The 23,989-nt window shown below is 69.4% G+C and carries 27 protein-coding genes; 8 read left to right on the top strand and 19 right to left on the bottom strand.

All coding sequences use genetic code 11. The features are described 5' to 3' along the window. Positions 1-9 precede the first annotated feature (9 nt). On the bottom strand, positions 10-1,044 hold the full coding sequence (locus FGL94_RS03820; RefSeq protein ID WP_144921088.1) for a zinc ribbon domain-containing protein: 1,035 nt from the start codon (positions 1,042-1,044) through the stop codon (positions 10-12). A 104-nt stretch (positions 1,045-1,148) separates the two neighbouring features. Between FGL94_RS03820 and FGL94_RS03815 the strand changes: the two genes are divergently transcribed. The 3 genes from FGL94_RS03815 (at position 1,149) to FGL94_RS03805 (ending at position 4,029) form a co-directional block, all read left to right on the top strand. Then, the gene (locus FGL94_RS03815) at positions 1,149-1,871 is read left to right on the top strand and encodes a metal-dependent hydrolase (RefSeq protein ID WP_144921086.1); all 723 of its coding nucleotides are present in this window, start codon (positions 1,149-1,151) and stop codon (positions 1,869-1,871) included. Positions 1,872-2,121: 250 nt separating this feature from the next. Beyond that, positions 2,122-3,519: a sugar porter family MFS transporter gene (locus tag FGL94_RS03810; protein WP_049908895.1), complete on the top strand. Its 1,398-nt coding sequence runs from the start codon at positions 2,122-2,124 to the stop codon at positions 3,517-3,519. Between the two features lie 111 nt (positions 3,520-3,630). Further along, positions 3,631-4,029, top strand: coding sequence for an OsmC family protein (locus tag FGL94_RS03805; RefSeq protein ID WP_144921084.1), 399 nt, complete (start codon positions 3,631-3,633; stop codon positions 4,027-4,029). Positions 4,030-4,229: 200 nt separating this feature from the next. Here the strand turns inward: FGL94_RS03805 and FGL94_RS03800 are convergent, their stop codons facing one another. Further along, the gene (locus tag FGL94_RS03800) at positions 4,230-4,415 is read right to left on the bottom strand and encodes a hypothetical protein (protein ID WP_144921082.1); all 186 of its coding nucleotides are present in this window, start codon (positions 4,413-4,415) and stop codon (positions 4,230-4,232) included. A gap of 109 nt (positions 4,416-4,524) precedes the next feature. Between FGL94_RS03800 and FGL94_RS03795 the strand changes: the two genes are divergently transcribed. The 3 genes from FGL94_RS03795 (at position 4,525) to FGL94_RS03785 (ending at position 6,649) form a co-directional block, all read left to right on the top strand. Next, complete coding sequence (locus tag FGL94_RS03795) at positions 4,525-5,085, top strand: thioredoxin family protein (RefSeq protein ID WP_144921080.1); 561 nt, start codon at positions 4,525-4,527, stop codon at positions 5,083-5,085. A gap of 125 nt (positions 5,086-5,210) precedes the next feature. Then, positions 5,211-5,759, top strand: coding sequence for a hypothetical protein (locus FGL94_RS03790; protein ID WP_144921078.1), 549 nt, complete (start codon positions 5,211-5,213; stop codon positions 5,757-5,759). A gap of 146 nt (positions 5,760-5,905) precedes the next feature. Further along, positions 5,906-6,649 (top strand): ThuA domain-containing protein, encoded by a 744-nt coding sequence (locus tag FGL94_RS03785; RefSeq protein ID WP_144921076.1) that lies wholly within the window; start codon positions 5,906-5,908, stop codon positions 6,647-6,649. Between the two features lie 52 nt (positions 6,650-6,701). On the opposite strand, the gene FGL94_RS03780 is transcribed toward FGL94_RS03785, so the two are convergent. The 3 genes from FGL94_RS03780 to FGL94_RS03770 all read right to left on the bottom strand — a co-directional run bounded on the left by FGL94_RS03780 (position 6,702) and on the right by FGL94_RS03770 (position 9,785). Further along, positions 6,702-7,493 carry a PHP domain-containing protein gene (locus FGL94_RS03780; RefSeq protein WP_144921074.1) on the bottom strand — a complete coding sequence of 264 codons (792 nt, stop codon included), beginning with the start codon at positions 7,491-7,493 and terminating at the stop codon, positions 6,702-6,704. 108 nt (positions 7,494-7,601) lie between these two features. Beyond that, positions 7,602-8,774, bottom strand: coding sequence for an MFS transporter (locus tag FGL94_RS03775; protein WP_144921072.1), 1,173 nt, complete (start codon positions 8,772-8,774; stop codon positions 7,602-7,604). A gap of 93 nt (positions 8,775-8,867) precedes the next feature. Continuing rightward, complete coding sequence (locus FGL94_RS03770; protein ID WP_144921070.1) at positions 8,868-9,785, bottom strand: PLP-dependent cysteine synthase family protein; 918 nt, start codon at positions 9,783-9,785, stop codon at positions 8,868-8,870. Between the two features lie 151 nt (positions 9,786-9,936). Here FGL94_RS03770 and FGL94_RS03765 point away from each other — a divergent pair, with 151 nt between their 5' ends. Next, positions 9,937-10,338 (top strand): thioredoxin, encoded by a 402-nt coding sequence (locus tag FGL94_RS03765; protein ID WP_144921068.1) that lies wholly within the window; start codon positions 9,937-9,939, stop codon positions 10,336-10,338. A gap of 148 nt (positions 10,339-10,486) precedes the next feature. Here the strand turns inward: FGL94_RS03765 and FGL94_RS03760 are convergent, their stop codons facing one another. Further along, entirely contained in the window at positions 10,487-11,224 is a 738-nt protein-coding gene (locus FGL94_RS03760) for a helix-turn-helix domain-containing protein (RefSeq protein ID WP_144921066.1), read from the bottom strand. Between the two features lie 88 nt (positions 11,225-11,312). Here FGL94_RS03760 and FGL94_RS03755 point away from each other — a divergent pair, with 88 nt between their 5' ends. Continuing rightward, positions 11,313-12,833, top strand: a complete 1,521-nt coding sequence (locus tag FGL94_RS03755) for an aldehyde dehydrogenase family protein (RefSeq protein WP_144921064.1) — start codon at positions 11,313-11,315, stop codon at positions 12,831-12,833. A gap of 16 nt (positions 12,834-12,849) precedes the next feature. Here the strand turns inward: FGL94_RS03755 and FGL94_RS03750 are convergent, their stop codons facing one another. From FGL94_RS03750 to FGL94_RS03690, 13 genes are all read right to left on the bottom strand, one after another. Then, positions 12,850-13,761, bottom strand: coding sequence for a transcriptional regulator TbsP domain-containing protein (locus tag FGL94_RS03750; protein ID WP_144921062.1), 912 nt, complete (start codon positions 13,759-13,761; stop codon positions 12,850-12,852). Between the two features lie 102 nt (positions 13,762-13,863). Beyond that, positions 13,864-14,175: a CGCGG family putative rSAM-modified RiPP protein gene (locus FGL94_RS03745; protein ID WP_144921060.1), complete on the bottom strand. Its 312-nt coding sequence runs from the start codon at positions 14,173-14,175 to the stop codon at positions 13,864-13,866. After that, complete coding sequence (locus FGL94_RS03740) at positions 14,172-14,969, bottom strand: helix-turn-helix domain-containing protein (RefSeq protein WP_144921059.1); 798 nt, start codon at positions 14,967-14,969, stop codon at positions 14,172-14,174. The genes FGL94_RS03745 and FGL94_RS03740 overlap by 4 nt, the downstream gene beginning before the upstream one ends. Positions 14,970-15,053: 84 nt before the next feature. Continuing rightward, the gene (locus FGL94_RS03735) at positions 15,054-15,602 is read right to left on the bottom strand and encodes a halocyanin domain-containing protein (RefSeq protein WP_144921056.1); all 549 of its coding nucleotides are present in this window, start codon (positions 15,600-15,602) and stop codon (positions 15,054-15,056) included. Positions 15,603-15,725: 123 nt separating this feature from the next. Beyond that, on the bottom strand, positions 15,726-15,872 hold the full coding sequence (locus FGL94_RS03730) for a DUF2249 domain-containing protein (protein ID WP_144921054.1): 147 nt from the start codon (positions 15,870-15,872) through the stop codon (positions 15,726-15,728). After that, on the bottom strand, positions 15,869-16,198 hold the full coding sequence (locus tag FGL94_RS03725) for a DUF2249 domain-containing protein (RefSeq protein ID WP_144921052.1): 330 nt from the start codon (positions 16,196-16,198) through the stop codon (positions 15,869-15,871). Before FGL94_RS03725 ends, FGL94_RS03730 begins: the two co-directional genes overlap by 4 nt. 121 nt (positions 16,199-16,319) lie before the next feature. Next, positions 16,320-17,036 carry a ZIP family metal transporter gene (locus tag FGL94_RS03720; protein ID WP_144921050.1) on the bottom strand — a complete coding sequence of 239 codons (717 nt, stop codon included), beginning with the start codon at positions 17,034-17,036 and terminating at the stop codon, positions 16,320-16,322. A 316-nt stretch (positions 17,037-17,352) separates the two neighbouring features. Next, positions 17,353-18,369, bottom strand: a complete 1,017-nt coding sequence (locus FGL94_RS03715) for an ABC transporter permease (RefSeq protein ID WP_144921049.1) — start codon at positions 18,367-18,369, stop codon at positions 17,353-17,355. Continuing rightward, positions 18,362-19,099 carry an ABC transporter ATP-binding protein gene (locus tag FGL94_RS03710; protein WP_144921047.1) on the bottom strand — a complete coding sequence of 246 codons (738 nt, stop codon included), beginning with the start codon at positions 19,097-19,099 and terminating at the stop codon, positions 18,362-18,364. Before FGL94_RS03710 ends, FGL94_RS03715 begins: the two co-directional genes overlap by 8 nt. Before the next feature lie 2 nt (positions 19,100-19,101). Next, positions 19,102-20,637: a nitrous oxide reductase family maturation protein NosD gene (gene nosD, locus FGL94_RS03705; protein WP_144921045.1), complete on the bottom strand. Its 1,536-nt coding sequence runs from the start codon at positions 20,635-20,637 to the stop codon at positions 19,102-19,104. Next, the gene (locus tag FGL94_RS03700; RefSeq protein ID WP_144921043.1) at positions 20,637-21,467 is read right to left on the bottom strand and encodes a hypothetical protein; all 831 of its coding nucleotides are present in this window, start codon (positions 21,465-21,467) and stop codon (positions 20,637-20,639) included. Before FGL94_RS03700 ends, nosD begins: the two co-directional genes overlap by 1 nt. A 49-nt stretch (positions 21,468-21,516) precedes the next feature. Beyond that, the gene (gene nosZ, locus FGL94_RS03695; protein ID WP_144921041.1) at positions 21,517-23,586 is read right to left on the bottom strand and encodes a TAT-dependent nitrous-oxide reductase; all 2,070 of its coding nucleotides are present in this window, start codon (positions 23,584-23,586) and stop codon (positions 21,517-21,519) included. Next, complete coding sequence (locus FGL94_RS03690; RefSeq protein WP_144921039.1) at positions 23,583-23,960, bottom strand: BlaI/MecI/CopY family transcriptional regulator; 378 nt, start codon at positions 23,958-23,960, stop codon at positions 23,583-23,585. The genes nosZ and FGL94_RS03690 overlap by 4 nt, the downstream gene beginning before the upstream one ends. Positions 23,961-23,989 lie beyond the last annotated feature (29 nt).

Raw genomic sequence — 23,989 nt, 5'->3', positions numbered from 1 at the left:
GGGACGGGGCTACCGCTCCCGTTCGACCGCGGGCTCGGCGTCGAACTCAGAATCGTCGTCGATCCGCGACCGCGGGTCGGACGCCGGTCCCGCGCCTCCGCCGCCGAACACCTCTCGCCGGGCGCAGTCGACGCAGTAGTGGTTGCGGCGAATCGAATGGGTACGAACCGGGACGCCGGCGACGACCGTCTCGTCGCGCCGCCGCCTGACGAGTCCGCGGTCGAACGCCTCGCCGCAGACGACACACGGCTCGTCGACGGACTCGGGCGGGCGAATCACGCGGTGATCCACCGTCTTCTGTCGGCCGAACGTCGTGATCCCGTGGCGGCGGTCGAGGCGTCGGCGGACCGCCGGAGCCGTGCCGAGGCCGAGCAGCGAGAACGCGAGCCCGATCAGCGCGACGGGCGGCGAACCGCTCGTCGACCCGACCACCACGATCCAGCCGCCGATCAGCAACAGCACCCCGGTCAACAGGTACGCGGAGACGGTCTCCGTTCGCCCCGTGTCGTCGACGCTCGACGGGAGACGGGCGGGCGTCGCGTCGCCTCGAACGAGCCGGCGCCGCTCGGCCAGCTTGGAGTAGTGCCACCAGCCGTACAGGAGGTTCCCGATGCCGCTGGTGATGAAAAACAAGAGGACGTGGACGCCGACCGATCCGATCCCCCTGTCGACGAGGAGGACGCGGTCGCCGTCGTCTCGCTCGATCTCCCACCCGGCGTTGAGGTGGTCCTGAACGCGACGGCGAAAGGCCCGAGCGCTCTCTTCCCCGGATGACGCCGAGGGAGGCGGGGACCGGTCCGCTCCGCTCGATCGCCCGGACGCGGTCGCGGTGGCTCCGCCGCTCGACCGCGACGCGCCGCAGTTCGAACAGAAGCGATCGTCGTCGTCGAACCGCTCGCCACACGCGGCGCAGTACGCGGGATCGGACGGGTCGCCGAGGTCGGTGCCGCAGTCGGGACAGAAGCTCGCACCGGCCGGCACCGCCTCGCCACAGCTCGGACACGCGGTCGGAGGGCCGCCCGGATCGATGGTCTCGGAGGGCATTCACCGAGGATTCGCACTCACCGCTGTTAATTGCTTTCGCCGACGGGCGAGGTGACCGCGGCGTCGACTTTTATTACGACTCGCTGAGACGTACCACGCGTACCATGGAACTCACCTGGCACGGCCACTCCACGTGGCACGTCGTCGTCGACGACACGGAACTCCTGATCGATCCGTTCTTCGACAACCCGAAGACCGACGTCGACCCGGAGGAACTCGACCCAGACTACCTCCTCTTGACCCACGGCCACTCGGACCACATCGGCGACGTGGACCGGTACGAGGACGCGACGGTGGTCGCCACCCCGGAGCTGACGGGGTACGTCCAGGACAACTTCGGCCACGAGGACGCCGTCGGCGGCATGGGGATGAACATCGGCGGCACCGTCGAGTGCGGCGACGCGTGGGTGACGATGGTCCGCGCGGACCACTCGAACGGGATCGACACCGGCTACGGCACTTCCGCCGGGATGCCCGCCGGCTTCGTGATCGGCGACAAGAAGCCGACCCAGGAGTCCGACCCCGACTGCACGACGTTCTACCACGCGGGCGACACCGGCCTGATGTCCGAGATGGTCGACGTGATCGCGCCGTACCTCGAACCGGACGCCGCCGCGCTCCCCGCGGGCGACCACTTCACGATGGGCCCCGCCGGGGCCGGCATCGCCGCCGACTGGGTGGGCGCCGACGTGGTGTTCCCGATGCACTACGACTCGTTCGGGCCGATCGAAATCGAGACGCGGGAGTTCGTCAACGAGGTGAAGGCGGCCGGCGCCGCGGCCGAGCCCGTCGTCCTCGAGGGCGACGAGACGTACGTGCTGGAGTAGTCGGTCCGACACGCGGCAGTGATTTTTTCCCGCGACGACGACAGAGAGCCGCGGGACTCGGACTCTCGATCGGCGACTGCGTCGCCGCCTTCTCACGATCGTAGAATACTATTTAGATGTGAATAAATATTATACGAATGGCGGTAGATTCCGATGATCTCCAAGGGCACAAAGTTACTTCACAGATTTAAATTAATAATAAATCAGAAGTCTTCTAAATAAAAGACTGTTACCGTCGGAATGGTACGCCATGTCAACCGCAGATATGCGGGCTGTGATCCGCGGGGAAGGCGGACGATTCGTCTACATCGTCTCCGCGCTCGCAGCGCTCAACGGACTCCTGTTCGGGTTCGACACCGGGATCATCTCCGGAGCCATCCTCTTCATCGACACGGCCTTCGAGCTGACGCCGCTGGTGGAGGGGATCGTCGTCAGCGGCGCGATGGTCGGGGCGGCGGCCGGCGCGGCCGTCGGCGGGCAGATCTCGGATCGCATCGGCCGCAAGCGGTTCATCCTGTTGTCGGCCGTCGTGTTCTTCCTCGGCTCGTTCCTCATGGCGGTCGCGCCGACCGTCGAGGTGCTCGTCGCGGGGCGGATGATCGACGGGATCGCCATCGGCTTCGCGTCGATCGTCGGGCCCCTGTACATCTCCGAGATCGCGCCGCCCTCGGTCCGGGGCGGCCTCACGTCGCTGAACCAGCTGATGGTCACCGTGGGGATCCTCTCGTCGTACTTCGTCAACTACGCCTTCTCCGGCTCCGGCTCGTGGCGGATCATGCTCGGCGCGGGGATGGTCCCCGCCGTCGTGCTCGCGGTCGGCATGCTCCGGATGCCCGAGAGCCCCCGGTGGCTCTACGAGCGGGGCCGGACGGACGAGGCCCGCGCGGTGCTCCGCCGCACGCGCGACGGGGACATCGAGTCGGAGCTCTCCGAGATCGAGGCGACCGTCGAGGCGCAGTCCGGGAACGGGGTCCGCGACCTGCTCAGCCCGTGGATGCGCCCGGCGCTGGTCGTCGGGCTCGGGCTCGCGATCTTCCAGCAGATCACCGGGATCAACGCCGTGATGTACTACGCGCCGACGATACTGGAGTCGACCGCGTTCGGGAGCTCGCAGTCGATCCTCGCGTCGGTGTTCATCGGGACCGTCAACGTCGCGATGACGGTCGTCGCGATCCTCCTCGTCGACCGCGTCGGGCGGCGCCCCCTCCTGCTCGTCGGGACCGGGGGGATGATCGGGTCGCTCACCGTCGCCGGCCTCGTCTTCCAGTTCGCCGACCCGACCGGCGGGCTCGGCTGGCTCGCGACGCTCACGCTCGTGTCGTTCGTCGCGTTCTTCGCGATCGGGCTCGGGCCGGTGTTCTGGCTGCTCATCTCCGAGATCTACCCGCTCGCCGTTCGCGGGAGCGCGATGGGGATCGTGACGGTCGCCAACTGGCTCGCGAACCTCGCCGTGGCGCTGTCGTTCCCCGTGCTGCTCGACGGGATCGGCACGCCGGCGACGTTCTGGCTGTTCGGCGTCTGTAGCGTCGTCGCGCTGCTGTTCACCTACCGCACCGTCCCCGAGACCAAGGGCCGGACGCTGGAGGCGATCGAGGCCGACCTCCGGAGCGCGACCGGGGGCGCGGCGGACGTTCCGGGAGACGACTGAGCCGGTAGACGGTGACTGAGCGCGTCGGCGATAAGCGCGCCGTGGCTCGATCGCGCCGACGTGCCGATGCCGATAACCTTTATCCTCGCCAGACCGAACCGGAGAACGACTATGGCAGACATCGAGACATCCACCGTTTCCGAGGAGGGCTACGCCTGCACGAGTCAGGTCGGCGAGTTCGACCTGCAGATCGACGCGACCGACGAGACGGGGCCGAACCCGAACGCCGCGCTCGTCGCGACGTACGCCTCCTGTTACCTCCCCGCGTTCCGAGTCGGCGGGAGCCAGCGCGGCGAGGAGGAGCTCGGCAAGGTACAGATCGACGCGAGCGCGGAACTTGACGACGACGACGATCTGGAGTCCATCTCCTTCGACGTACACGTCGAGGCCGACCTCGACGACGAGACCGCGGCCGACATCGCCGAGCGCGCCGAGGGCATCTGTCACGTCCACAGCGCGCTTCGCGACGGTCTCCACGCCGACATCAGCGTCTACCCCGGCGCGTTCTGAGCCGGCGTCGCAAGCGGTTCGACGGTCGCAGCGATTTTTCGCCCGGCTAACCGAACTCGGGAGCCGCAGGACCGCTCTCGACCGCCTCGTCGCGTCGGCTCTCGGGGACTCCGAGGCCGTCGTCCCCGACGTCGACCCCGGTAGCGTGTCGACTCTCCGACACGCTACCCGGTTCCGTGTGGCATTTCAGAGCGTCTCCGTCACGCCGACGCGTACGCGACGACGGCGCTGGAGGCGACGTACCCGATCGCCGCCACGACGACGGCCGCGACGAGTGCGACCGCGAACTCCCGGGCGATCGCGAACGCGAGCACGAACCCGGCCATGCCGACCGCGTTCGCGCACAGTAGCCGGAGCGTCCGGTAAGACGGTTCCCGGGGAGACATACCCGACGTATGGAGTCGCAGACCAAAAAGCCACGAGTTGGGTCGGTGAGCCGCCGTCGATGACGACGCCCCGCGGAACGGTTTTGAGGACCGCGCCGGAAAACCGCGTATGGTCGCGATGGAATCCGACTCGGAGCTCGACCGCGGCGACGCCGCGCCGCCGTTCGAGCTACCGGGCACCGACGGCGAGACGTACACGCTCGACTCGTTCGACGCTGACGCCCTGCTCCTGGTGTTCACCTGCAACCACTGCCCGTACGCGCAGGCGAAGTTCGACCTCCTCAGCGATCTGGCGGCGAAGTACGACGACCTGGCCGTCGTGGGGATCAATCCGAACGATGAGGAGGAGTACTCCGACGACTCCTTCGAGACGATGCGCGAGCGCGTCGCCGACGGAACGATCGCGTACGACGCGTACCTCCGCGACGAGACCGCCGCGGTCGCGGACGCGTACGGCGCGGTCTGTACCCCCGACCCGTTCCTGTTCGGCCGCGACGACGACGAGTTCCGACTCCGGTACCACGGTCGGCTCGACGACGCGCTCAACCCCGAGGACGAGCCGACCGAGTTCTACATCCGAGACGCCGTCGACGCCGTCCTCGCGGGCGAGGAAGTCGAGGTCCCGGACCGCCCCTCGCGAGGCTGTTCGATCAAGTGGCCCGACGAGTGAGGGGAAGGCGGGAACGAGCGGTGGCAGTGGTTTTTAACTCACCCGTTTAATTCGCCGAAATTCGCCGAAAATCGGCGTTACGGCGTCCCCGGTTTATGTTTCTCACGGCCGTTTCGCCGAGCGCAATGTCAGTCCCGAAAACTCTGATCGCGGTGTTCGCAGTCTTGCTCGTCGCCGGAAGCGGTGCCGCGGTGACGGGCTTCGCACAGACGGATGCCGGAGCGTCCTCGGCGTCCGTGTCTGACCTGGAACTGGACGCGACGCTGGACAACGAAACGGTCGCGGTGACGATGGTCGACGACGGTGCGCCCGTGGAGAACGCCTCGATCACCGTCGAAGGCAACGAAGGGGTCACCGTCACTACCGACGCGGACGGAACCGCGGTCGTCAACCGGTCGGCGCTCACCGAAGACGGCGAGGCGCTCGAGGAGATCGAGGTCGAGTACGAGTCCGACCACGCGGAGGGCGAACTCGAGTACGTCGTCGCCGACGGCTCGCTGACGCTCGTCGAAGAGAAGTACGAGTACGAGGTCGAGGAAGGCGACGACGACGAGCGCGACGACGAGCGCGACGACGAACGCGAAGAGGACGAGGAAGCCGACGATGACGGCGATGAGGAAGGCGAGGAAGAGTCCGAGGAAGACGAGGATGAAGAGGCAGATGACGACGACTAACCACACCTAAGCCTCCTGCTCCTCTGAGGCGGTGCACACTTTCTCGATCGCCGGCTCGCCCCAGATTCGATGCCGGTTCGTCTCGAATGTGACGCCGATTCGTCCCGGATGCGATCCTACAAGTCGGTACGGCGGGGAGCGTGTCCATGGCACGCGTCACGGTCTGGAACGAGTACCGTCACGAACGGGAGAACGACGCGGTCGCCGACGTGTACCCCGACGGGATCCACGCGGTCATCGCGGAGGCTCTCCGCGAGGCCGGCCACGAGGTCCGTACCGCGACCCTCGACGAGGGACCGGACCACGGGCTCACCGAGGAGGTCTTAGACGACACCGACGTGCTCACGTGGTGGGGCCACGCGGCCCACGACGAGGTGCGCGACGAGGTCGTCGACCGGGTCCACGAGCGCGTCCTCGACGGGATGGGCCTGTTGGTGCTCCACTCGGCGCACTACTCGAAGATCTTCAAGCGGCTGATGGGCACCAGCTGCTCGCTCAAGTGGCGGGAGGCCGCCGAGACCGAGCGGCTGTGGGCCGTCGAGCCGAGCCACCCCATCGCCGACGGGATCGGCGAGTACATCGAACTGGAGGAGACGGAGATGTACGGCGAGCGGTTCGACGTTCCCGCGCCGGACGCGCTCGTGTTCAACTCCTGGTTCGCCGGCGGAGAGGTCTTCCGCTCCGGCTGCTGTTACCGCCGCGGCAACGGGCGAGTGTTCTACTTCCGCCCCGGTCACGAGACGTATCCGATTTATTACGACGACGACGTGCGGCAGGTGCTCCGGAACGCGGTCGCGTGGGCCGAACCGGGGGACGGTCCAACGCCCGACTTCGGCAACGCCGACCCGATCGAGGAGATCGACACCGACGACGACCGGACGGTCCACTGATCGGGGAGTCGGCCGATCGAGGGATGCGCAGAACCGGCCGCCTGCGGCGCAGTCAGGCGTCCTCCGCGATCTCGGCCGGCCGGACGGGATCGAGCCCGCGCCGGTCCAGTTCGGCCTCGATCTCGTCGGTCCGAGGCGCGATGACCTTCGGCTCGTGGCTGTCGGTGCCGACGCTCACCCGGAGGCCGGCGTCGACGAGGCGGTCGAGGAAGGCGGGCGCCGGGTGGAACTCCCCGTAGTCGTCGAGCAGGCGCCCGGCGTTGATCTCCGGGACGGTCCGCGAGTCCCGGAACGCCTCGACGACCGCGGCGTAGTGGTCCTCGGTCGCGAACCCGCGGAGGTGCGGGTTGCGCTCGATCAGGTCCGGGTGCGCGGCGATCGCGAACAGCTCGGCGTCGATCAGCGCGACCAGCTTCTCGAAGTACCGGTCGACGAGCGCCCGCCGCTCGTCGGCCGGCTTGTCGGCGAAGTGCGAGCGCGTGTGGACGTTCGCGCCGTCGAGGTCGTGGACGCTCCCGATCGCGTAGTCGAACCCGGCCTCGTCGAGGAAGTCCGCGATCGCCGCCTCGTGGTCGGGGTCGTAGTCCATCTCCACGGCGTCGAACACGTCGACTTCGACACTGGGGTCGCCGCGGAGTCCCTCGATCGCCTCCCGTCGCCGCTCGTGGGTCAGATCGAGGTTGAATCCGAGTACGCGCTTGAACCGCTCCGCGCTCGGGTCGGGCGAGACGTTGCAGTGGTCGGCGATCCCCACCCCGTCGACTCCCGCGTCGGCGGCGGCGTCCACCATCTGGCGGAGGAACGCGCCGTCCGAGTAGTTCGAATGGACGTGGTAGTCGTGCACACCCCGAGTTCGGTCCGGACCAACTCGTAGTTTCGGGTCGGGTGCGAGTTCGTCCCACGGGCGTTCTGTCAGCCGCCTCGCGTCGGGACGCGTCCGGCCGCCCCCGCGTCAGTACCCCGTCCCGAGCGCCCGGTTCGCGACGAGCACGGCGAACGTGACCCCGAACAGGGCCGCCAGGATCGAGAAGGAGACGCCCCAGCCGAACAGGTCGGCGGCGAGTCCCACGCCGACGGAGCCCGCTGAGCCGATCACGGTGTACACCGTCCGGACGAGCCCGAACCCGGCGCCGCGCTCCGCGTCGTCGAGCGCGTCCATGAACCGCGGGTCGATCGCCGAGAAGAAGCTCGCGCCGGAGCCGGCCAACAGCACCGCGACCGCGACGCCGGCGATCCCCGGGCCGAGGACGAAGGCGGCGGTACCGATCGCTCCCGCGAGCATCGCCGCGCCGATGGCGGCGTCGCGGCCCACGCTGTCCGACAGTCGCCCGAGCCCCACCTGCGCGACGGCGCGGACGACGAAGAACGCCGAGAACACCCCGGCGGCGGCCGACGGCGAGTACCCGCGGAACTCGACGAGAAAGGTGGGGAGGAAGGACATCACGCCCTGGACCACGTATGTGCCGATCATCGCGACGAACAGCGGGAGGAGGACGCTCGGCCGCGAGAGGAGCTCGACGAGCGGAGCGAGCGCGAACCGCTCCCGCATCGGCTGGTCGGGGCGCCGGGGCGCTGTCGGGCGGACGCGCCACGCGAACAGCAGGAACACCGGCGCGCCGACCAGCGCGGCCAGCGCGACCGCGGGTCGCCAGCCGAGCCGGACGCCGACCCACGCGGCGGCGACGGGCGCCACGAGCCCGGCGAGCGGCCCGCCGACCGAGTGAAGCCCGAACGCGGTCCCGATGTCGTCGAAGGTCCGGGAGAGCAGCGTCGTCGCCACGGCGTAGTGGAGCCCGGCGACGAGCCCCAGGCACACCGCCGCGAGTACGAACGCGGGGAAGACGGGCGCGACCGCGAGGACGACGCTCATCGCCGCGGTGCCGCCGACGGCGACGAGGATGACGCGCCGCTCGCCGTACCGGTCCGCGAGCACGCCGCTCGGGAACTGGGCGGCGCCGTACGCCAGCCACATCCCGGAGAGCGCGACCCCGATGGCGGTGTTCGACACCCCGAAATCGTCGACGATCAGCGGGACGACGGGGCTGATCGCCAACCTGGCGAAGTACGTCACCAGGAACGCGAGCATACACAGCGACAGCACCGTGTGGCGGTACTGCCAGCTCATCCGACCGTCACTGGCGACTCGTCGGTCCGGTTCGGGGTCAACGCTTTCGGTTCCGGGCGGAACCGCACCGGTCCGCCGTCGTTGCACCCGCGCTCACTCGTCGAAGGTGCCGGCGGTGAGGTATCGCTCGCCGCTGTCCCAGAAGACGGTGACGACGAGGGGCTCCTCGCCGGCGAACGCGCCCGATTCTCGGAGTTCGGCGGCGACGTCTTTGGCCGCGAGGTTGGAGGCCCCGGAGGACTGCCCGACGAGCATCCCCTCCTCGCGCGCGAGCCGGCGGCACTCGGCCTCGGCGTCCTCGATGTCGACCGTGTGCACCCCGTCGAGCAGGTCCGTGTCGAGGTTCGGCGCGACGAACCCCGGTCCCATCCCCTGGAACTCGTCGGTTCCGGGCTCGCCGCCGGAGAGGACGGCGTTGTCGCTCGGCTCGACCGCGTCGATCCGCACGTCGGGGAACGCCTCCCGGAGGCGACGCCCGATCCCCGTGAGGGTGCCGCCGGTGCCGACGCCCGCGACGAGGGCGTCGACGGTGCGGTCATCCACCTGATCGAGGATCTCCGGCCCGGTGGTCTCGTAGTGCGCCCGCGGGTTCGCGGGGTTCTCGAACTGGCGGAGCTGGACCATCCCCTCCTCGCGTTCGAGCGCGTCGGCGCGCTCTTTGGCGTCGGAGATGTCGCCGTCGACGAGCTCCACGTCGGCGCCGTACGCGCGCATGAGCCGACGGCGCTCGATCGACTTGCCGTCCGGCATCACGAGCGTCACCTCGTACCCCTTCACCGCGCCGACCACCGCCAGCCCGATTCCCGTGTTGCCGGAGGTGGGCTCGACGATCCCGTCGCCGGGCGTCAGGTCGCCGGACTCCTCTGCGGCCTCGACCATGTACAGCGCCGGGCGGTCCTTCGCGGAGCCGCCTGGGTTGCGCGACTCGACCTTCGCCGCCACCGTCGTCCCGGGCGGCGAGCCGACTCGCACGAGCGGCGAACCGAGCGTGTCCAACGCGTCGTCGTCCATGAGCGATCGGAGGAGGGCGCCACTCAAATGCCCCGCGGACTGCGGCAAGTTGCGTCCGGCAAGTCGCGTCCGGCAAGTCGGAGCAGGCGGACCCCTCCGAGTCGTTGCCACCGACGCGGCGTTTACAAGCGTCGCCGGCGTACAGCCGGGTATGACGCTCGAAACGCTCGATCCCGACTTCGGTGACGCCCCGGCCTCCCCCGACGCCGACGAGTTCGATCCCGCCGTACTCGACGCGCTCGGAGCCCGCGACTACCGGTTCAAGGTCTGGGGCGGCGACTGGTGCGGCGACTGTCAGCGACAGCTTCCGGCGTTCGGCGCGGCGCTCGCCGCGGCCGGCGTCCCCGACGACCGGATCGAGGACTTCCCGGTGACGAAGGGTCCGAACGGCAAGGAGGGCGAGGGCGTCGACGAGTACGGGATCGAACTGATCCCGACGGTCGTCGTCGAGACCGCCGACGGCGAGGAGGTCGCGCGGTTCGTCGAGGAGGAGGACGTTTCGATCGCCGAGTACCTCGCGCGGCGGCTCGCTGACGTGGACGTTCGGGCTTGAGACGGCCCGAGACGATCTCGAAGCCCGACGGGGCTCTCTAACGACGCGGGTGTAACCTCCGTCAGAACCGACGATCCGCCTACAGAACTGAACGAAGAGCGGATTCAATAGGGTCGGCGCTCGGGGATCGGCGATCGGAGACCGACGTTCACGGGTCCAGCAGCTTCGACTCCGCCTTCCGGAGGTGTTCGAGCAGCGTCGTCTTCGACACGTCGAGGTCGGCGGCGAGCTCTCGCGTCGACGCCTCTCGGGGCCACTCGTAGTACCCCGCCTCGCGGGCGTGTTCGTACACCTCTCGCTGGGTCGTGGTGAGCGTGTCGAGGCGCTGCTCGCGGGGAGACCGCCCCGGTCGCCCCGAGGATGACATCGACTGCACGGTCACTTCCGCGCCGGAGTCCGCCTGCACCGCGTCGAGCGACTCCCGGATCTCCGTCCGCTCGCCGACGAAGCACACCTGCCACTCCTCGCGGCCGTCCTCGATCCGGACCGGAGCGCTGTGCACGAACCCGTGTTCCAGAAGCGTCGGGCACACCATGTCCGCGGGGTCGTACTCCAAAAAGAACTCGCGCACGACGTTCCCCGGCGCGTCTCGGGCGCGTCCGAACCGCTCTTGCAGTTCCAGGAGGTCTCCCGCGTGGTCGGACGCGCGGATCGCGTCGAGCAGCTCCTCGACCTCCTCGTTCGTGTCCGCGAAGGCGGTGAACAGCCCGTTCACCGAATTCGGCGCGTCGCCGTCCGCCTTCGGGGTGTTGTAGATCGCGTGGGCGAGGACGCCGCCGTCGGTCCGGCTCGTCGCCTCGATCGCCCAGCAGTTCGGGTGCCACAGGTCGAGCGTGAGCCGAGTTCCGGACCACTCCTCCGCCCCGTTCGGGTCGGTGATAGCCATGATACCCTCCCTGTGGCATCGCATCACAAAGACTCTGCCGACCATGGTCGGGTGGGATATTTGGACGTGGCGGCGGAAACGAACGCCCATGTCGGACCCGTATCAACACTACATCGACGGCGAGTGGATCTCGGGCGCGGGCTCGGAGACCTTCGAGAGCGAGAACCCGGCGACCGGAGAGACGCTCGGGACGTTCGAGCGCGGGACGCCGGAGGACGTCGAGGCCGCGGTCGACGCCGCCGACGAGGCGTTCGAGGAGTGGCGCGAGCTCTCCCGGATCCAGCGCGCGGAGTACCTCTGGGACGTGTACCACGAGCTGCGCGAGCGGACGGACGAGCTCGGACGGGTAGTCACGAAGGAGTGCGGCAAGGAGATCTCGGAGGGGAAGGCGGACGTAGTCGAGGCCGCGCACATGGTCGAGTGGGCCGCGGGCGACGCGCGCCACCCGAAGGGCGACATCGTCCCCTCGGAGATTCCGGCGAAGGACGCGTACATGCGCCGGAAACCCCGCGGCGTCACCGGCTGTATCACTCCGTGGAACTTCCCGGTCGCGATCCCGTACTGGCACATGGCCATCGCGCTGGTCGAGGGCAACACCGTCGTGTTCAAGCCCGCCGAGCAGACCCCGTGGTGCGCGCAGATCATCGCGGAGATGTTCGACGACGCCGGGATCCCCGACGGCGTGTTCAACATGGTACAGGGGTTCGGCGACGCCGGCAACGCGATCGTCGAGCACGAGGACGTCGATACCGTCGTCTTCACCGGCTCCGCCGAGGTCGGCCATCACATTCAGGACAAGCTCGGCGGCGTCGCCGGCAAGCGTGTCGCGTGCGAGATGGGGGGCAAGAACGCGATCGTCGTCACCGAGGCGGCGGACCTCGACATCGCGGTCCACTCCGCGGTGATGTCCTCGTTTAAGACGACGGGCCAGCGCTGCGTCTCCTCCGAGCGCCTGATCGTCCACACGGACGTGTACGACGAGTTCAAAGAGCGGTTCGTCGAGGTCGCAGAATCCGTCGCCGTCGGAGATCCGTTAAACGAAGACACGTTCATGGGACCGCTCATCGAGGCCGAACACTTCGAGAAGGTGTCCGAGTACAACGACCTCGCCCGCAAGGAGGGCGTGAACGTGCTCGTCGATCGGACCGAGCTCGACGCCGACGAGATACCCGACGGCCACGAGGACGGCCACTGGATCGGCCCGTTCGTCTACGAGGCCGACCCCGACGCCGACCTCCGGTGTACCCACGAGGAGGTGTTCGGGCCGCACGTCGCGCTCTTGGAGTACGACGGCGACATCGAGCGCGCGGTCGAGCTCCAGAACGAAACCGACTACGGGCTCGCCGGGGCGATCGTCTCCGAGGACTACCGGCAGATCAACTACTACCGCGACCGCGCCGAGCTCGGGCTGGCGTACGGCAACCTCCCCTGTATCGGCGCGGAGGTCCAGCTCCCCTTCGGCGGCGTGAAGAAGTCCGGGAACGGCTACCCCTCGGCCCGTGAGGCCATCGAGGCGGTCACCGACCGCACCGCGTGGACCCTCAACAACTCGAAGAAGATCGAGATGGCGCAGGGGCTCTCCGCGGACATCAAGACGAAGGACGACTAGACGTCGCCGTCGGAGCTTAGTCCCCGTTCCGAAGCGATTTCAGGGCCGCGAGCGCCGCCGCCGGCGACGGGGCGTCCGCCAGCGCGCCGTCGGCGACGAGCCGCTCTCGGGGGCGCCCCACCGGTTGCGAGACCGACTCCGTCCCAAGGAGGTCGGCCTCGGAGAGGTCCCGTTTTATCCGAGTGAACGTCGCCGCGCTCCCGAGCCCGGCGTCCTCGCAGGCGCGCCGCAGGTCGCGGTCGAGCGCGCCGCGACGCGCGCCGGCGGCGTACGCCCGGAGGCGCGCCTCGCCGCGGTCCGGGGGATCGGAGCCCGCCGCGTCCTCGTCGATCAGCCGCACGGCCTCGTCCGCGACGTCGCTCCCGCACCGGTCCCGGAGCGCCCCGTACAGCCGGTGACGGCTCGGGGTGCGGAGCCGAACCGTCCCCGCGTCCGCGACGAGAGCGTCGTAGCGGTCGCGGAGCGTCGCGTCGGCGCCGATCCGGCACCACCGCTCCGTGTCACCGTCGCGCTCGCCCGCCGCCGCGACGAGCACGCAGCCGTCGGACCGCCCCGCGAGGACGGCGTTCGGCTGCGGCTCGGCGAGCGTCCGAAGGTCCCAGACGCCCGCTTCCGCGAGCGCCGCGAGCCGGCTGGCCGGGTGAAACCGATCGGTGAGCGCGTCGACCGCCCGACCACTCGCCAGCACCGTAAGCGTCGGGAGGTCGGTGGCCGGCGAGAGCGGGTCATCGGCCGTCTGCGCGGCCTGTGCGGCCGAACGCAACGCGTCGAGGTCCGGATCGACCGCCGCGGGAGCGGCGTCTCGGTAGGCCGAGACGAGGGCCGCCAGAAGTGACGGATCGGGGTCGACGGCGATCGGATCCGCGAACGACCCGATCGAGATCGTCCCGTCCGCGAGCGGGAGGGTCGGGGAGCGGGGAGACGTCACTGCTCGGAGTCACCGTCCCAGTCAAAATAAGCGTGGTGGCAGACGGGTGAATATCCCGAGGCGTCTCCGTCTGGGGGTCGCCGGTCAGCCGCTACTCGCCGGTCAGGCCACCTGTACGCGGGTGACGTGGCCGCCGCAGCCGCACTGCTCGACGTACTCGGGGTCGAGGTCGTACTCCCGCTCGATCGCGTCGTAGAGGAACTCATCGGGATGCCCGAGGTCCCCGTGCGTGACTAGGTTGACGTGGTTGCCCGCCGTCGTGTGGTCGATGGCGGCCAGCGCGTCGCGGACCGCCAGGTCAGCGTCGTCCGCGTACTTCGGCTTCTCGAGGTTCGCCGACCAGGAGTTGTCGTGTACCTCGTCGGTGATCGGTTCGGCGGTCTCGTCGTGGGCGTGGGCGTCTGTGTCGCTCATGAGTGGTATGTCTGGGGGTTCGGCGCCGGTTCCGCGTCGGTATCGGCGTCGAGGTCCGCGCCGCTGTCGGCGTCCGCGTCGGTCTCATCGGTCGGTTCAGTCTCGGCGTCCGCGTCGGTCTCATCGGTCGTCTCGGGGGCGTTCGCGTCGTCGTCGAGCGGTCGATTCGGGAGGTCGTCGACGAACTCGCGCACCACGGTCCGCTCGACCCGCTGGAGCGTCTCGCTGCACGTCGACTTCGCGATCCCGACGTGGTCGGCGACCTCGGTCAGCGTGGACTGACGCGGCACCTCGTAGTACCCCAACTCCACGGCCGCGAGCAGGAGCTCCTGTTGGCGGTCCGTCAACAGCCGCACCGGGTCGACGCGCTGGCGGACGCGCTCGACCTCGTAGTCGAGCCCCATCTCGTCGAACCGCTTGCCGAGGGCCGCGACGCGCTCGTGCTCGCCGGTGACGTCGACCTCCGCTACGCCGTTCTCGATGTCGAGCGGCATCTCGATCGGGAGCCCCGAGCGCTTCGCGGCGGCCAGAAGCAGCGGGGCGGTCGTCTCGATCCGGACGGTCGCGACCCCGTCGCCCCGAGCCATCACCGACACCTTCGAGAGCGCCTCGTGATCTCTCATCTCCGCGAGCACGGGGTCGACGTCGCGGGCCGTCAGCCTGATAAGCGCGAAGCCGGCGCTCTCGTCCGGCACCGCGGTGAGTACGCGGAACCCGGCGTCCGGGAAGTCGCGCGACACGTCGGCTATCCACGGTCCGTCGGGTAAATCGACCAGCAAGCGTGCCTGTGGCATGGGTGATCAGTGAGTGGGGTCGGGGGTCGTCATCGGCGTGCGGTCAGTACGGGTTCGAATCGATCGGCTTCGCGGTTCGAGACGCTACTCAACGTAGATCGCGCCCTTCATGCCGACCGCCTCGTGCGGCGTGCAGACGTAGGTGTAGGTGCCGGCCTCCTCGAAGGTGTGCTCGAAGGTGTGGCCCTCCTCGCCGACGGTGTCGCTCTCGAACGCCCCGTCGGAGGCCGAGACGTTGTGGTCGCCGCCCTGCCCGGTCCACTCCCAGACGACGGTCGTGCCGGACGAGATCGCCACCGCGGCCGGGCCGAACGTGAGTCCGTCGTTGGCGCCGACGTCGACGGTCACCTCGTCGGCGTCCCGCATGTCGACGGTGCCGTCGTAGTTGCTCACGTTGTCGAAGAACCCGTCGTAGTTCGGCTCCTCGGAGAGGGTCTCTCCCCCGCCGCTGCCGCCGTCGCTTCCGTCGGAGCCGTCCGACCCATCCGAACCGTCGGAGCCGTCGCTTCCGTCGGAGCCGTCGCTACTCCCATCGCCGCCGTCGCCGCCGCTACATCCGGCCAGCGCAACGGTGGCGCCGACCGCAGCAGTCGTCTGAACGAACGTCCGCCGGTCGAGTGTGCGTCGGGTCATGCGACTCGACGTAGGGTAGTAGGGGGAATACATTCGGCGGGTATTCCCGGAGCGTCGGGGCGCCCACCGAACTGTTCGGTCCGGAGTATAAAAGGGCGGGCGCGGGGCCTCGCCGCGTCGCGCTCACTTCCGTCCGATCGTGACGCGCCACTCGTCGTCGACGCGCTCGGTCTCGTGGCCGAACTCCCGGTCGGCCAGCACGTCGTAGAGGGGCGCCGGCTCGAAACCGCTGACGAGGAGAGGGGACTCGTTCGGGCCGAGGGAGCTCACCGCTCGCCTTCCTCGTCGGTCGCGTCTGCGTCGCCGGTTCCGCCGGTCACGTCCGCGTCGCCGTCAGCCACCCAGATCGCCGTGACGACCGCGTCGTCGGTCTCGACCGTCTCGTGGGCGTAGCCGCGGTCGTCGAGCTTCGGGTAGAGGAACTGCGGCGCGCGGTCGTTGCGCTGGACCAGCACGGCCTCGTTGGGGAGGTCGGCGAGCAGTTCGAGCGTCTGTCGGAGCGGCTCCGGCGGGCCGAGATCCCGGACGTCGAGCGTCTCGACGGGCCGGTCCGCCGGCGCGTCCGTCCGTTCGAGCGCGGCCGTTTCCAGTTCCATACGCGTCGATCGGGTCCCCACCCCCGCGTAGTTTGTTCCGAACGTGTTCGCACGCGACCACGGTGGCGACCGGGACGGGCCCGCTCACACGCGAGGCGTCCGCCTCGGCTCGCTCTCTTCCTCAGTGGAGCATATCTATCAGGAAGATCGAGAGGAACCCGACGAAAAACAGCGTCGTCGACACCGGCGTTTCGGGGACCTTTCCGGCCTTCACAAGCAGTTCCTCGGTGACGAGATACAACAGTGCAGCGGAACCGAAGGCGAGAATAACCGCGATCGGAGCGCCGGTCACGCCTCCCAGTGCCAGTACACTGACGCTCACCCCTGACGCGAGTAGCAGCCCGAACATCGCCGGGACCGCGAGTTTCCGAGCCATGCCCATATCCTGCGGGAGCGCGACGACGCCGGCGACCCCGAGAAAGAGCACCTCGATCGCCAGTGCCACGGCGATGATGACGCCGGTATCGGGGTTATCGAGGAAGGAGACCCCGATCAGGACCCCGTCGATAGTCATATCGATACCGACGACGATGAGGAGCCCGGCAGCACTCGCGTACTGTCCGCCGATATTGCGCTTATCGATGGTCTTGCTCAGTCGGTGGATCCCCAGCATCGTCGCGACCCCGATGGCGAACCCGAGGACGACTATCTGCGGGGCTCGTCCGTGTACGTCCGGCAGTAGCTCGGCGGTGACCGCGGCGGTAACCACCCCGGCCGCGAAGTGTTGGATATTGCTCTCCATCTGTGGGTTCGGAGGGCGGTAGACGGCGATCACGCCGCCGACTAAGCCGGCCACGACCGCGAGCGCCGTGTACGACAGCGCCTGCACCAGTACCATACGAGTCGAATCCTAACCGAAGCAACAAGAGTGTTGATAGGCCGGCGTGGCGACGCAGGTACAGCGCCGATCGATGACGGGAGCGAGTGTCGCGGTCTGTCGGCAGTGATGCGGTATTTGAATAGCCGTGAACGGCTGCGACGATCAGTTATAAAGAACGGTGCGGTGGCGTCGCCGGCGGCGGAGCCGCCGGTTCGGTTGTCCGGGTCTTTGGAAGCACCACCTCGGAATCGTCGACCACTTATAAATCACCGCCAGCCACACCCCAGTTCGACTTATAAACAACCACGCTACAAAGCGACGTGCACAGCCCGTTCTAGATCCGCTTCGCGCGCATCGCGACGGCGGCGACGACGACGCCGAGCGCGACCCACCCGAGCAGGATGCCGACCAGCACGCCGACTGACAGCCCCCCTTCAAGCGCGGCCGCGAGCCCGGCGCCGCCCGCGTCGGTCGGCGCGAGCGCGAGGAGCCGGTAGGTCGAGACCGGGTTGGCCGCGACCGCGACCGAGACGAACCCGCTCGCGCCGTCGAGCGCGGCGAGCACCCCCATCGCGAGCAGGTCGTGGACCAGCGCGACCCACGCCCACACGAGCAGCGCGCCCGCGAGCGCCATCGTCGAGGTGGGCGCGAGCGCGGAGATCGCCACCCCGATCCCGAGCAGCGCGACGGCGACGGCGACGGTCGCGAACAGGAACCACGCGAACGTCGGCCAGCCGGCGAGCCCGTACTCGCGGAGCAGTAGCAGGCCGGGGGCGCCGAAGCCGAGCACGATCGCGGAGCCGAGGACGGCCGCGCGCCCGGCGAACACCCCGATCGCCGTCTCGGCGCGCGAGACCGGCAGCGTCAGGACGACGCCGAGGCGCCCGCGCTCGGCCGCGCCGACGACCGCGCCGTGACCGAACGCCAGCGCCGCCAGCGGGACGAGGAACGTCGCCAGCTCGACGTAGCTCGCGACCACCGGCTCGTAGCCGGTCGGCGCGACCCCGGAGCCGCTGAACGTCGCCAGCAGGAGCCCGAACGCCGCGAAGACGACCGTCAGGCCGACCGTCCACCCGCGGCGGGTCGTCAGCCGCGTCTCCCGCCGCGCGATCCGCGCGACGGTCCCGGGCCGCGGGAGCGGGATGGAGACGGTGTCGGCGTCGGTCGCGTTGGCGGTTTCGGTCTCACCGGGCGCGTTCGCGTCGGTCGTCGCGGACTCGTCGGTCGTCGCCCGGCCCGCTCCGCTCGCCGCGGGCGCTCCGTCGAGGGCGAACCCGCCGTCCGTGGTGGGCTCGGTCTGCGCCGCGTCGCCGTCGCACTCGCCGGCCCCGGCGGCACCCTTCTCAGGCATCGCGACCACCCCCGGTGAGCGAGACGAACGCGCCCTCGAGCCCGTCCTCGTAGTCCGCGCCCAGCTCGTCGGGCGTCCCCTCGGCGACCAGCCGGCCGTCGTCGAGGACGCCGACGCGGTCGCAGACGCGCTCGGCCTCCCGGAGCGCGTGGGTCGCCATCAGGAGCGTCACGTCGGTCTCCTCGCGGACGCGAGTCAGCACGTCCCGGAGCGCGGCGACCCCGTTCGGGTCGAGCCCGGCGGTCGGCTCGTCGAGCAGGAGCACGGACGGGTTCGCGAGCAACGCGGCCGCGAGCCCGAGCCGTCGACGCATCCCCTTCGAGTAGCCGTCGATGGGGCGGTCGATCGCGTCGGCGAGCCCGACCGTCGCCGCGGCACCGGCGATCCGCTCGGCGGCGTCCTCGGGGCTCGCGCCGATCCCGCGCACGTCGGCGTGGAACTCCAGCGTCTCGCGGCCCGTCTCGCCCGGCGGGAAGCCGGGGTCCTCGGGGAGGACGCCGATCGACTCACGGATACGCCACCCCAGCTCCCGCACGTCGCGGTCGCCGACCGTGATCGATCCCTCGTCGGGGCGGTCGTGGCCGGCGATCAGTCCGAACAGGGTGGACTTGCCGGCGCCGTTGGTTCCCACGAGGCCGTACGCGTCGCCGGACTCGACCGTGAAGTCGACCCCGTCGAGCGCCGGCACGTCGCCGTATCGCCTGTGAACGTCGGTGATTTCGATGCGCATGGTTACTGGTGGTGGTCGTCTCCGGGCTCGTCGTCGTACTCCGCGGCCGCGTCGACGGCCGCGGCGTACGGGCGATACGGCTCGATGTCGTGAGTGGGGCTCGCGAGCGGTCGGTGGTCGATGATCCCGGCGCTCTCCACGGCGGGGAACCGGCTCTCGACCAACCGGATCGCGTCGAACGCGGGGCTGTCGGCGAACACGGCCGCGGCCGGGTGCTCCTGGACCAGCCGCTCGGCCGCGCCGGCGGGCCGGTGTCGCGCGTCGCTGATCCCGTCGTCGTCGGTGTCGGCGACGCGGGCGTCCGACCAGTAGTTCCCGCGGTCGGTGCCGTTCCACGCCACGAGGTCGCGGGTCGTCGTCAGCACCTGCTCGTCGTTGGTCACGAAGCTGTTGCCGGCGACCGCGGTCCCCTCCGTGCCCGCGGAGTGGTGGACTCCAACGCCGTTCGCGTACAGGAGGTTCCCGCGCAGTTCGTTGTGCTGGGCGTTGTAGAGGAAGACGCCGTTGCCGTTGGCGACGAGGTCGTTGTCGCGGATCACGGAGCGGTCGATCTCCTTGAGCAGGATCCCGTGACCGCTCTTGCCGCGGTTCGCGACCGCGGTGTTGTTGACCAACTCGATGTCCTCGCTGACCATCAGCGCGTACCCCACGTCGTTCTCGAAGGCGACGTTGTCCGCGAGGCGGTTGGTGTCGGAGTACATGTAGTGGACGCCGTACCGCAGGTCCCACATCGTGTTCCCGGTCGCCTCGACGTTCGAGGCCCACGAGTAGTAGATCCCGTCGCGCACGTCGGTGATATCGGTGTTCCGGACCTCGGTGCCGTTCGTCTCCCAGAGGTTGATCCCGTTGCCGCGGTTCGCGAACCGCGGGGCCTCAGTCCCCTCGATCCGCGAGTCCGCGATCGTCACCCGGTCGGCGCCGTTGACCCAGACCCCGAACGCGGCGTCGGTGAGGTACAGATCCGCGAGGGTCGTCCCCGTGGCGTTCTCGGCGACGTACACCGCGGCGTCCTGCGATTCGAGGTCCTCGCCGGTGTCGTCGATCCAGACGCCCTCGACCGTCGCGTTCGGCGCGCGCACGTCGATCGTCGTGTCCTCGCCGCCCCCGTCGATCAGGGCGCCGTGGGTCGACTCCGCTCGGATCGTCACGCCGGGCTCGTCGACGACGACCGTCTCCGCGGGCTCGAAGACGCCAGAGAGTTCGATCGCGTCGCCCGGGCCCGCGGCGTCGACCGCGGCGGACAGGTCGTCGTAGGTCTCGGGACCGGCGTCGTCGGCCTCGCCGTCGGCCGACTCCTCAGCGTCGCTCCCGTCGCGCAGGACCGTCGCGGTCCCCGCGTCGGTCGGTCGGTCCGGGTCGTACGTCGGCGGGTCGACGACCGGCTCGCTGTCGTTTCCGGCGTCCGCCGCGTCGCTCCCGGCGACCCCCGCGCCGGCCGCCGCGACGACGCCGCCGAGGACGACCGCGAGCACGACGGCGGCGGCGACGAAGGCGGCGCGCGCCGAGACCAGCCCGCCGATCGACGGGAGCCGGGACATCAGTTCACCTCCGTGGTCGACTCGTCTGTGGTCCGAGTCGGTTCGTCCGTCGGCGATTCGCCGGAGATCGGCCCGGCCGTTTCCGGCCCGGGAGATTCGGCGGCCGGTCCGAGGTCCTCGGGGTCGCCGTCCCCGTCGCTACCGCCGCCCCGACCCTCCGAGAGCCGGGCGCGGACCAGTCCGAGGGCCTCGCCGATCGTGACCCGCGAACCGCGGAGCAGGAACGCGACGACCAAGAGGAGGAAGCCGCCCCCGGCGAGGTAGCCGCCGGGACCGAACCACGCCACCCCGCTGATGTTGGCGATCTCGTAGCCGCCGAGAAGCGGCGGGGTGAACTCCTCGACCCCGACGACCGGCGCGTCCTCTCCGAGCGCGTGACCGGCCTGGTACAGCCGGTACTGCACGATCACGAAGGTCCCCACGAACGCCACCGTCGCCCCGATCAGCTGGCCGAGCAGCCCCAGACGGAGCTTCCGGTCGGTCGGCGCGAGCGCGACGAACACGCCCGCGGCGGCCACCGCGAGGAACACGACCGGCCCGAGGATCCACTCCGGCGCGGCGATCGCGTTCGGGTGGACCGCGTAGTTCGGGTCGACGAACACCGGGTCCGGGTAGTAGAACCCGACGTAGTGATTCAGCGCCTGCACCTCGGCGTAGTCGCCGCCGAGTCGCGGGTACGCGTACAGCTCGACGAGCAGCCCGTCCGGGTACTGGGGCGCCTCGAAGGCGATCTTCCAGACGGGCACCAGCAGGGCGACGACGAACATCGCCGCCGCCGTTATCGGAAGCGCCCGCCTGAGTTCCGTCAGTCGGTCGAGTGAGGCTGTCATGGTGTGGGGATGGGGTAGAGGGGGTGGATCGGTCGGATGGGTCGACTGTCTATTCGTTCGGCTCGACGAGGATCCGCGAGCGCATCTCCAGGTGGAGCGCGCTACAGAAGTACGCGCAGTACGCCCAGAACACGCCGGGCTGATCGGCCGTGAACGTCACCTCGCGGGTGTCCTGCGGCGCTAACGCGAGGTTGATGTCGTACTCCGGGATCGCGATCGAGTGGATCACGTCGCTCGTGGTCTCGATGTTCGATATCTTGAGGTGGACCTCGTCGCCCTCCTGCAGCGTGACCTCGGGGAAGGCGTACTCGTTGCGGCGCGCCCACATCTCGATCTCGACGGTGCTGTCGTCGACCCGCTCGAAGGACTCCTCGCCCTCGGCGACGTAGTCGATCTCGTAGTCGTCCGTGTCCCACGTCTTCGCCGGCTCGATCTTGTCCTTGTGGACGATGCTGGCGTCGTGCGGCTCGGGGTACGACGGCTTGTCCTTGATCAGCTGCATGCCGGCCTCGTCGTCGCCGATGTAGAACATCTGGTCGTTCTCGGGGTGGATCGGCCCGACCGGGAGGAACCGGTCCTTCGAGAGCTTGTTCAGCGAGACCAGGTAGTCCCCCTGCGGCGACGCCGTGTACGACTCCGCGGCGATGAGGTGGCCGGGATTGTAATGCACGTCGTGCTTCTCGATGATCGGCTCCTCAGAGCCGGCCTCGGCCTCGACGGCGGCCTCGTAGTCCCACTTGGCGACCTGCGAGTCGATGAACAGGGTCGTGTACGCGTGGCCCCGGTCGTCGTAGGCGGTGTGGAGCGGTCCCATCCCGACGCGAGGCTGGCCGACGATGGACTCCTGCGGGTCGTCGACCTCGGCGATCGCCTCGATGTCGATGACCGTACAGGTCGGGTCCAGCTTCCCGGAGGCGATGGCGTAGTTCCCGTCGGGCGTCACGCTGACCCCGTGCGGGCTCTTCGGCGTCGCCACGTACCGGACGATCGGGCGGTCGCCCTCGTTCAGCGAGCTGTCCATCGTCCCGTCGACGACGGGCACGCCGCTGATCTCCTCGTAGTTCCCGGCCTCGACGGCGTCCCAGATCGCGGGGATGTCGAACGCCTTCACGTAGTCGCGGTCCGACCGAGCCATCTCGGACTCCGTGACGCCCTCCTCGCTGTTGTAGCCGGTCGCGAAGAACCAGCGGCCCTCCTTGCCGCCGTCGCCGTTGTCCATGTTGCCGTCGACCTCGACCTGCCACTCGACGTCCATCGTCTCCGGGTCGATGGCGGTGAGGACGGAGCCGTACTCGTCGGGGCTCTGCACGTCGCGCCCGTCGTTCGGCATCGGTACGCGGAACTCGCCGACGCCGAACACCAGCTGCGTGTCGGGCAGCTGCATACACGCGCCGTGGACGCCCTGACAGTTCGGGACGTTCGTGATCGCGTCGGTCTCGAAGTACTCCAGGTCGACCCGGGCCATCCGCCCGTTCGCCTTGTCGTTGACGAACAGCCAGCGTCCGTCGTAGTCGTTGTCGGTCTGGGAGACGCGCGGGTGGTGGGTGTCCCCCCACACGTGGCCGTCGCCCTCCTCCTCGAGCATCCGACTCGTCTTCGCGTCGTGGCCGTAGCCGCGCGCGCTCTCCGCCTGGAACACCGGAATCCGCATCAGCTCCCGCATCGACGGGAGCCCGACGACGCGGATCTCACCGGTGTGACCGCCGGAGAGGAACCCGTAGTACTCGTCGTGCTCGCCCGGTGCGACCGAGTGTTCGCCGCTGGCGGCCGCGCCGCCCGAGTCGCTGCTCTCCTCGTCCGCGAGGATACTCGTACAGCCGGCGAGCCCGCTCATGGCCCCGACGGCGGCGCCGGCCTTCATGAAGTCGCGACGCCCGAGCTCCAGCCGCGGGAGATCGAGCGTCGGCCGCTTCGCCGCGGTCGCGTCGGTCCCCTCCGCGGTCGAGGCGATGTCGCGCTCGTGGTCGGTCAGCAGGTGTTCGATCGTCCGTCCGTCGACGATCTCCGGCTCGTCGTCCGCCGTCTCGGCGTCGTTCGCATCCGCTTTCGCCGACTGCTCGTCGCGTTGTTCGTCCGTTCGTGCCGTCCGCTCGTCGCTCGCGTTCGGATCTGTAGTCATTGTTGGGTGGTGGCGTCGGCTTCGTCGCCGCCGTCGCGTTCCGTTCGGACCGTTCGAGCGAGCCGCTCGATCGCCGGCTCGCCGAGCACCGTCCGGAGCTCGTCGGCGAACTCCGGAACCAGCCGCTCTCGTGCGGCCTCGACGTCGAACCGGTAGCGGTGCCGCGTTCCGCCGCGGTACCGCTCCGACTCGCGCTCGACGAACCCCTTCTCGACGAGTCGGTCGACGGTCCGCTTGACCGTCGTGTACGCGACGTCGTCGCCGCGGCCCTCGACCGCGTCGAGCAGGTCGCGGGCCGTGAGGGGGGCGTCGGCGCGTCGCAGGACGGCGAGGAGCTCGCGTTCCCGCGGTCCGAGCTGTGTCCACTGGGTCATGGGTGACCGGAGCCGAACCGATGGGTTCG

Origin of the sequence: Halorubrum salsamenti, assembly GCF_007671685.1 — an archaeon.
Lineage (GTDB): Archaea > Halobacteriota > Halobacteria > Halobacteriales > Haloferacaceae > Halorubrum > Halorubrum salsamenti.
Note: the sequence above shows the minus strand (reverse complement) of the source record. Positions and strands in the feature narration are given on the sequence as shown.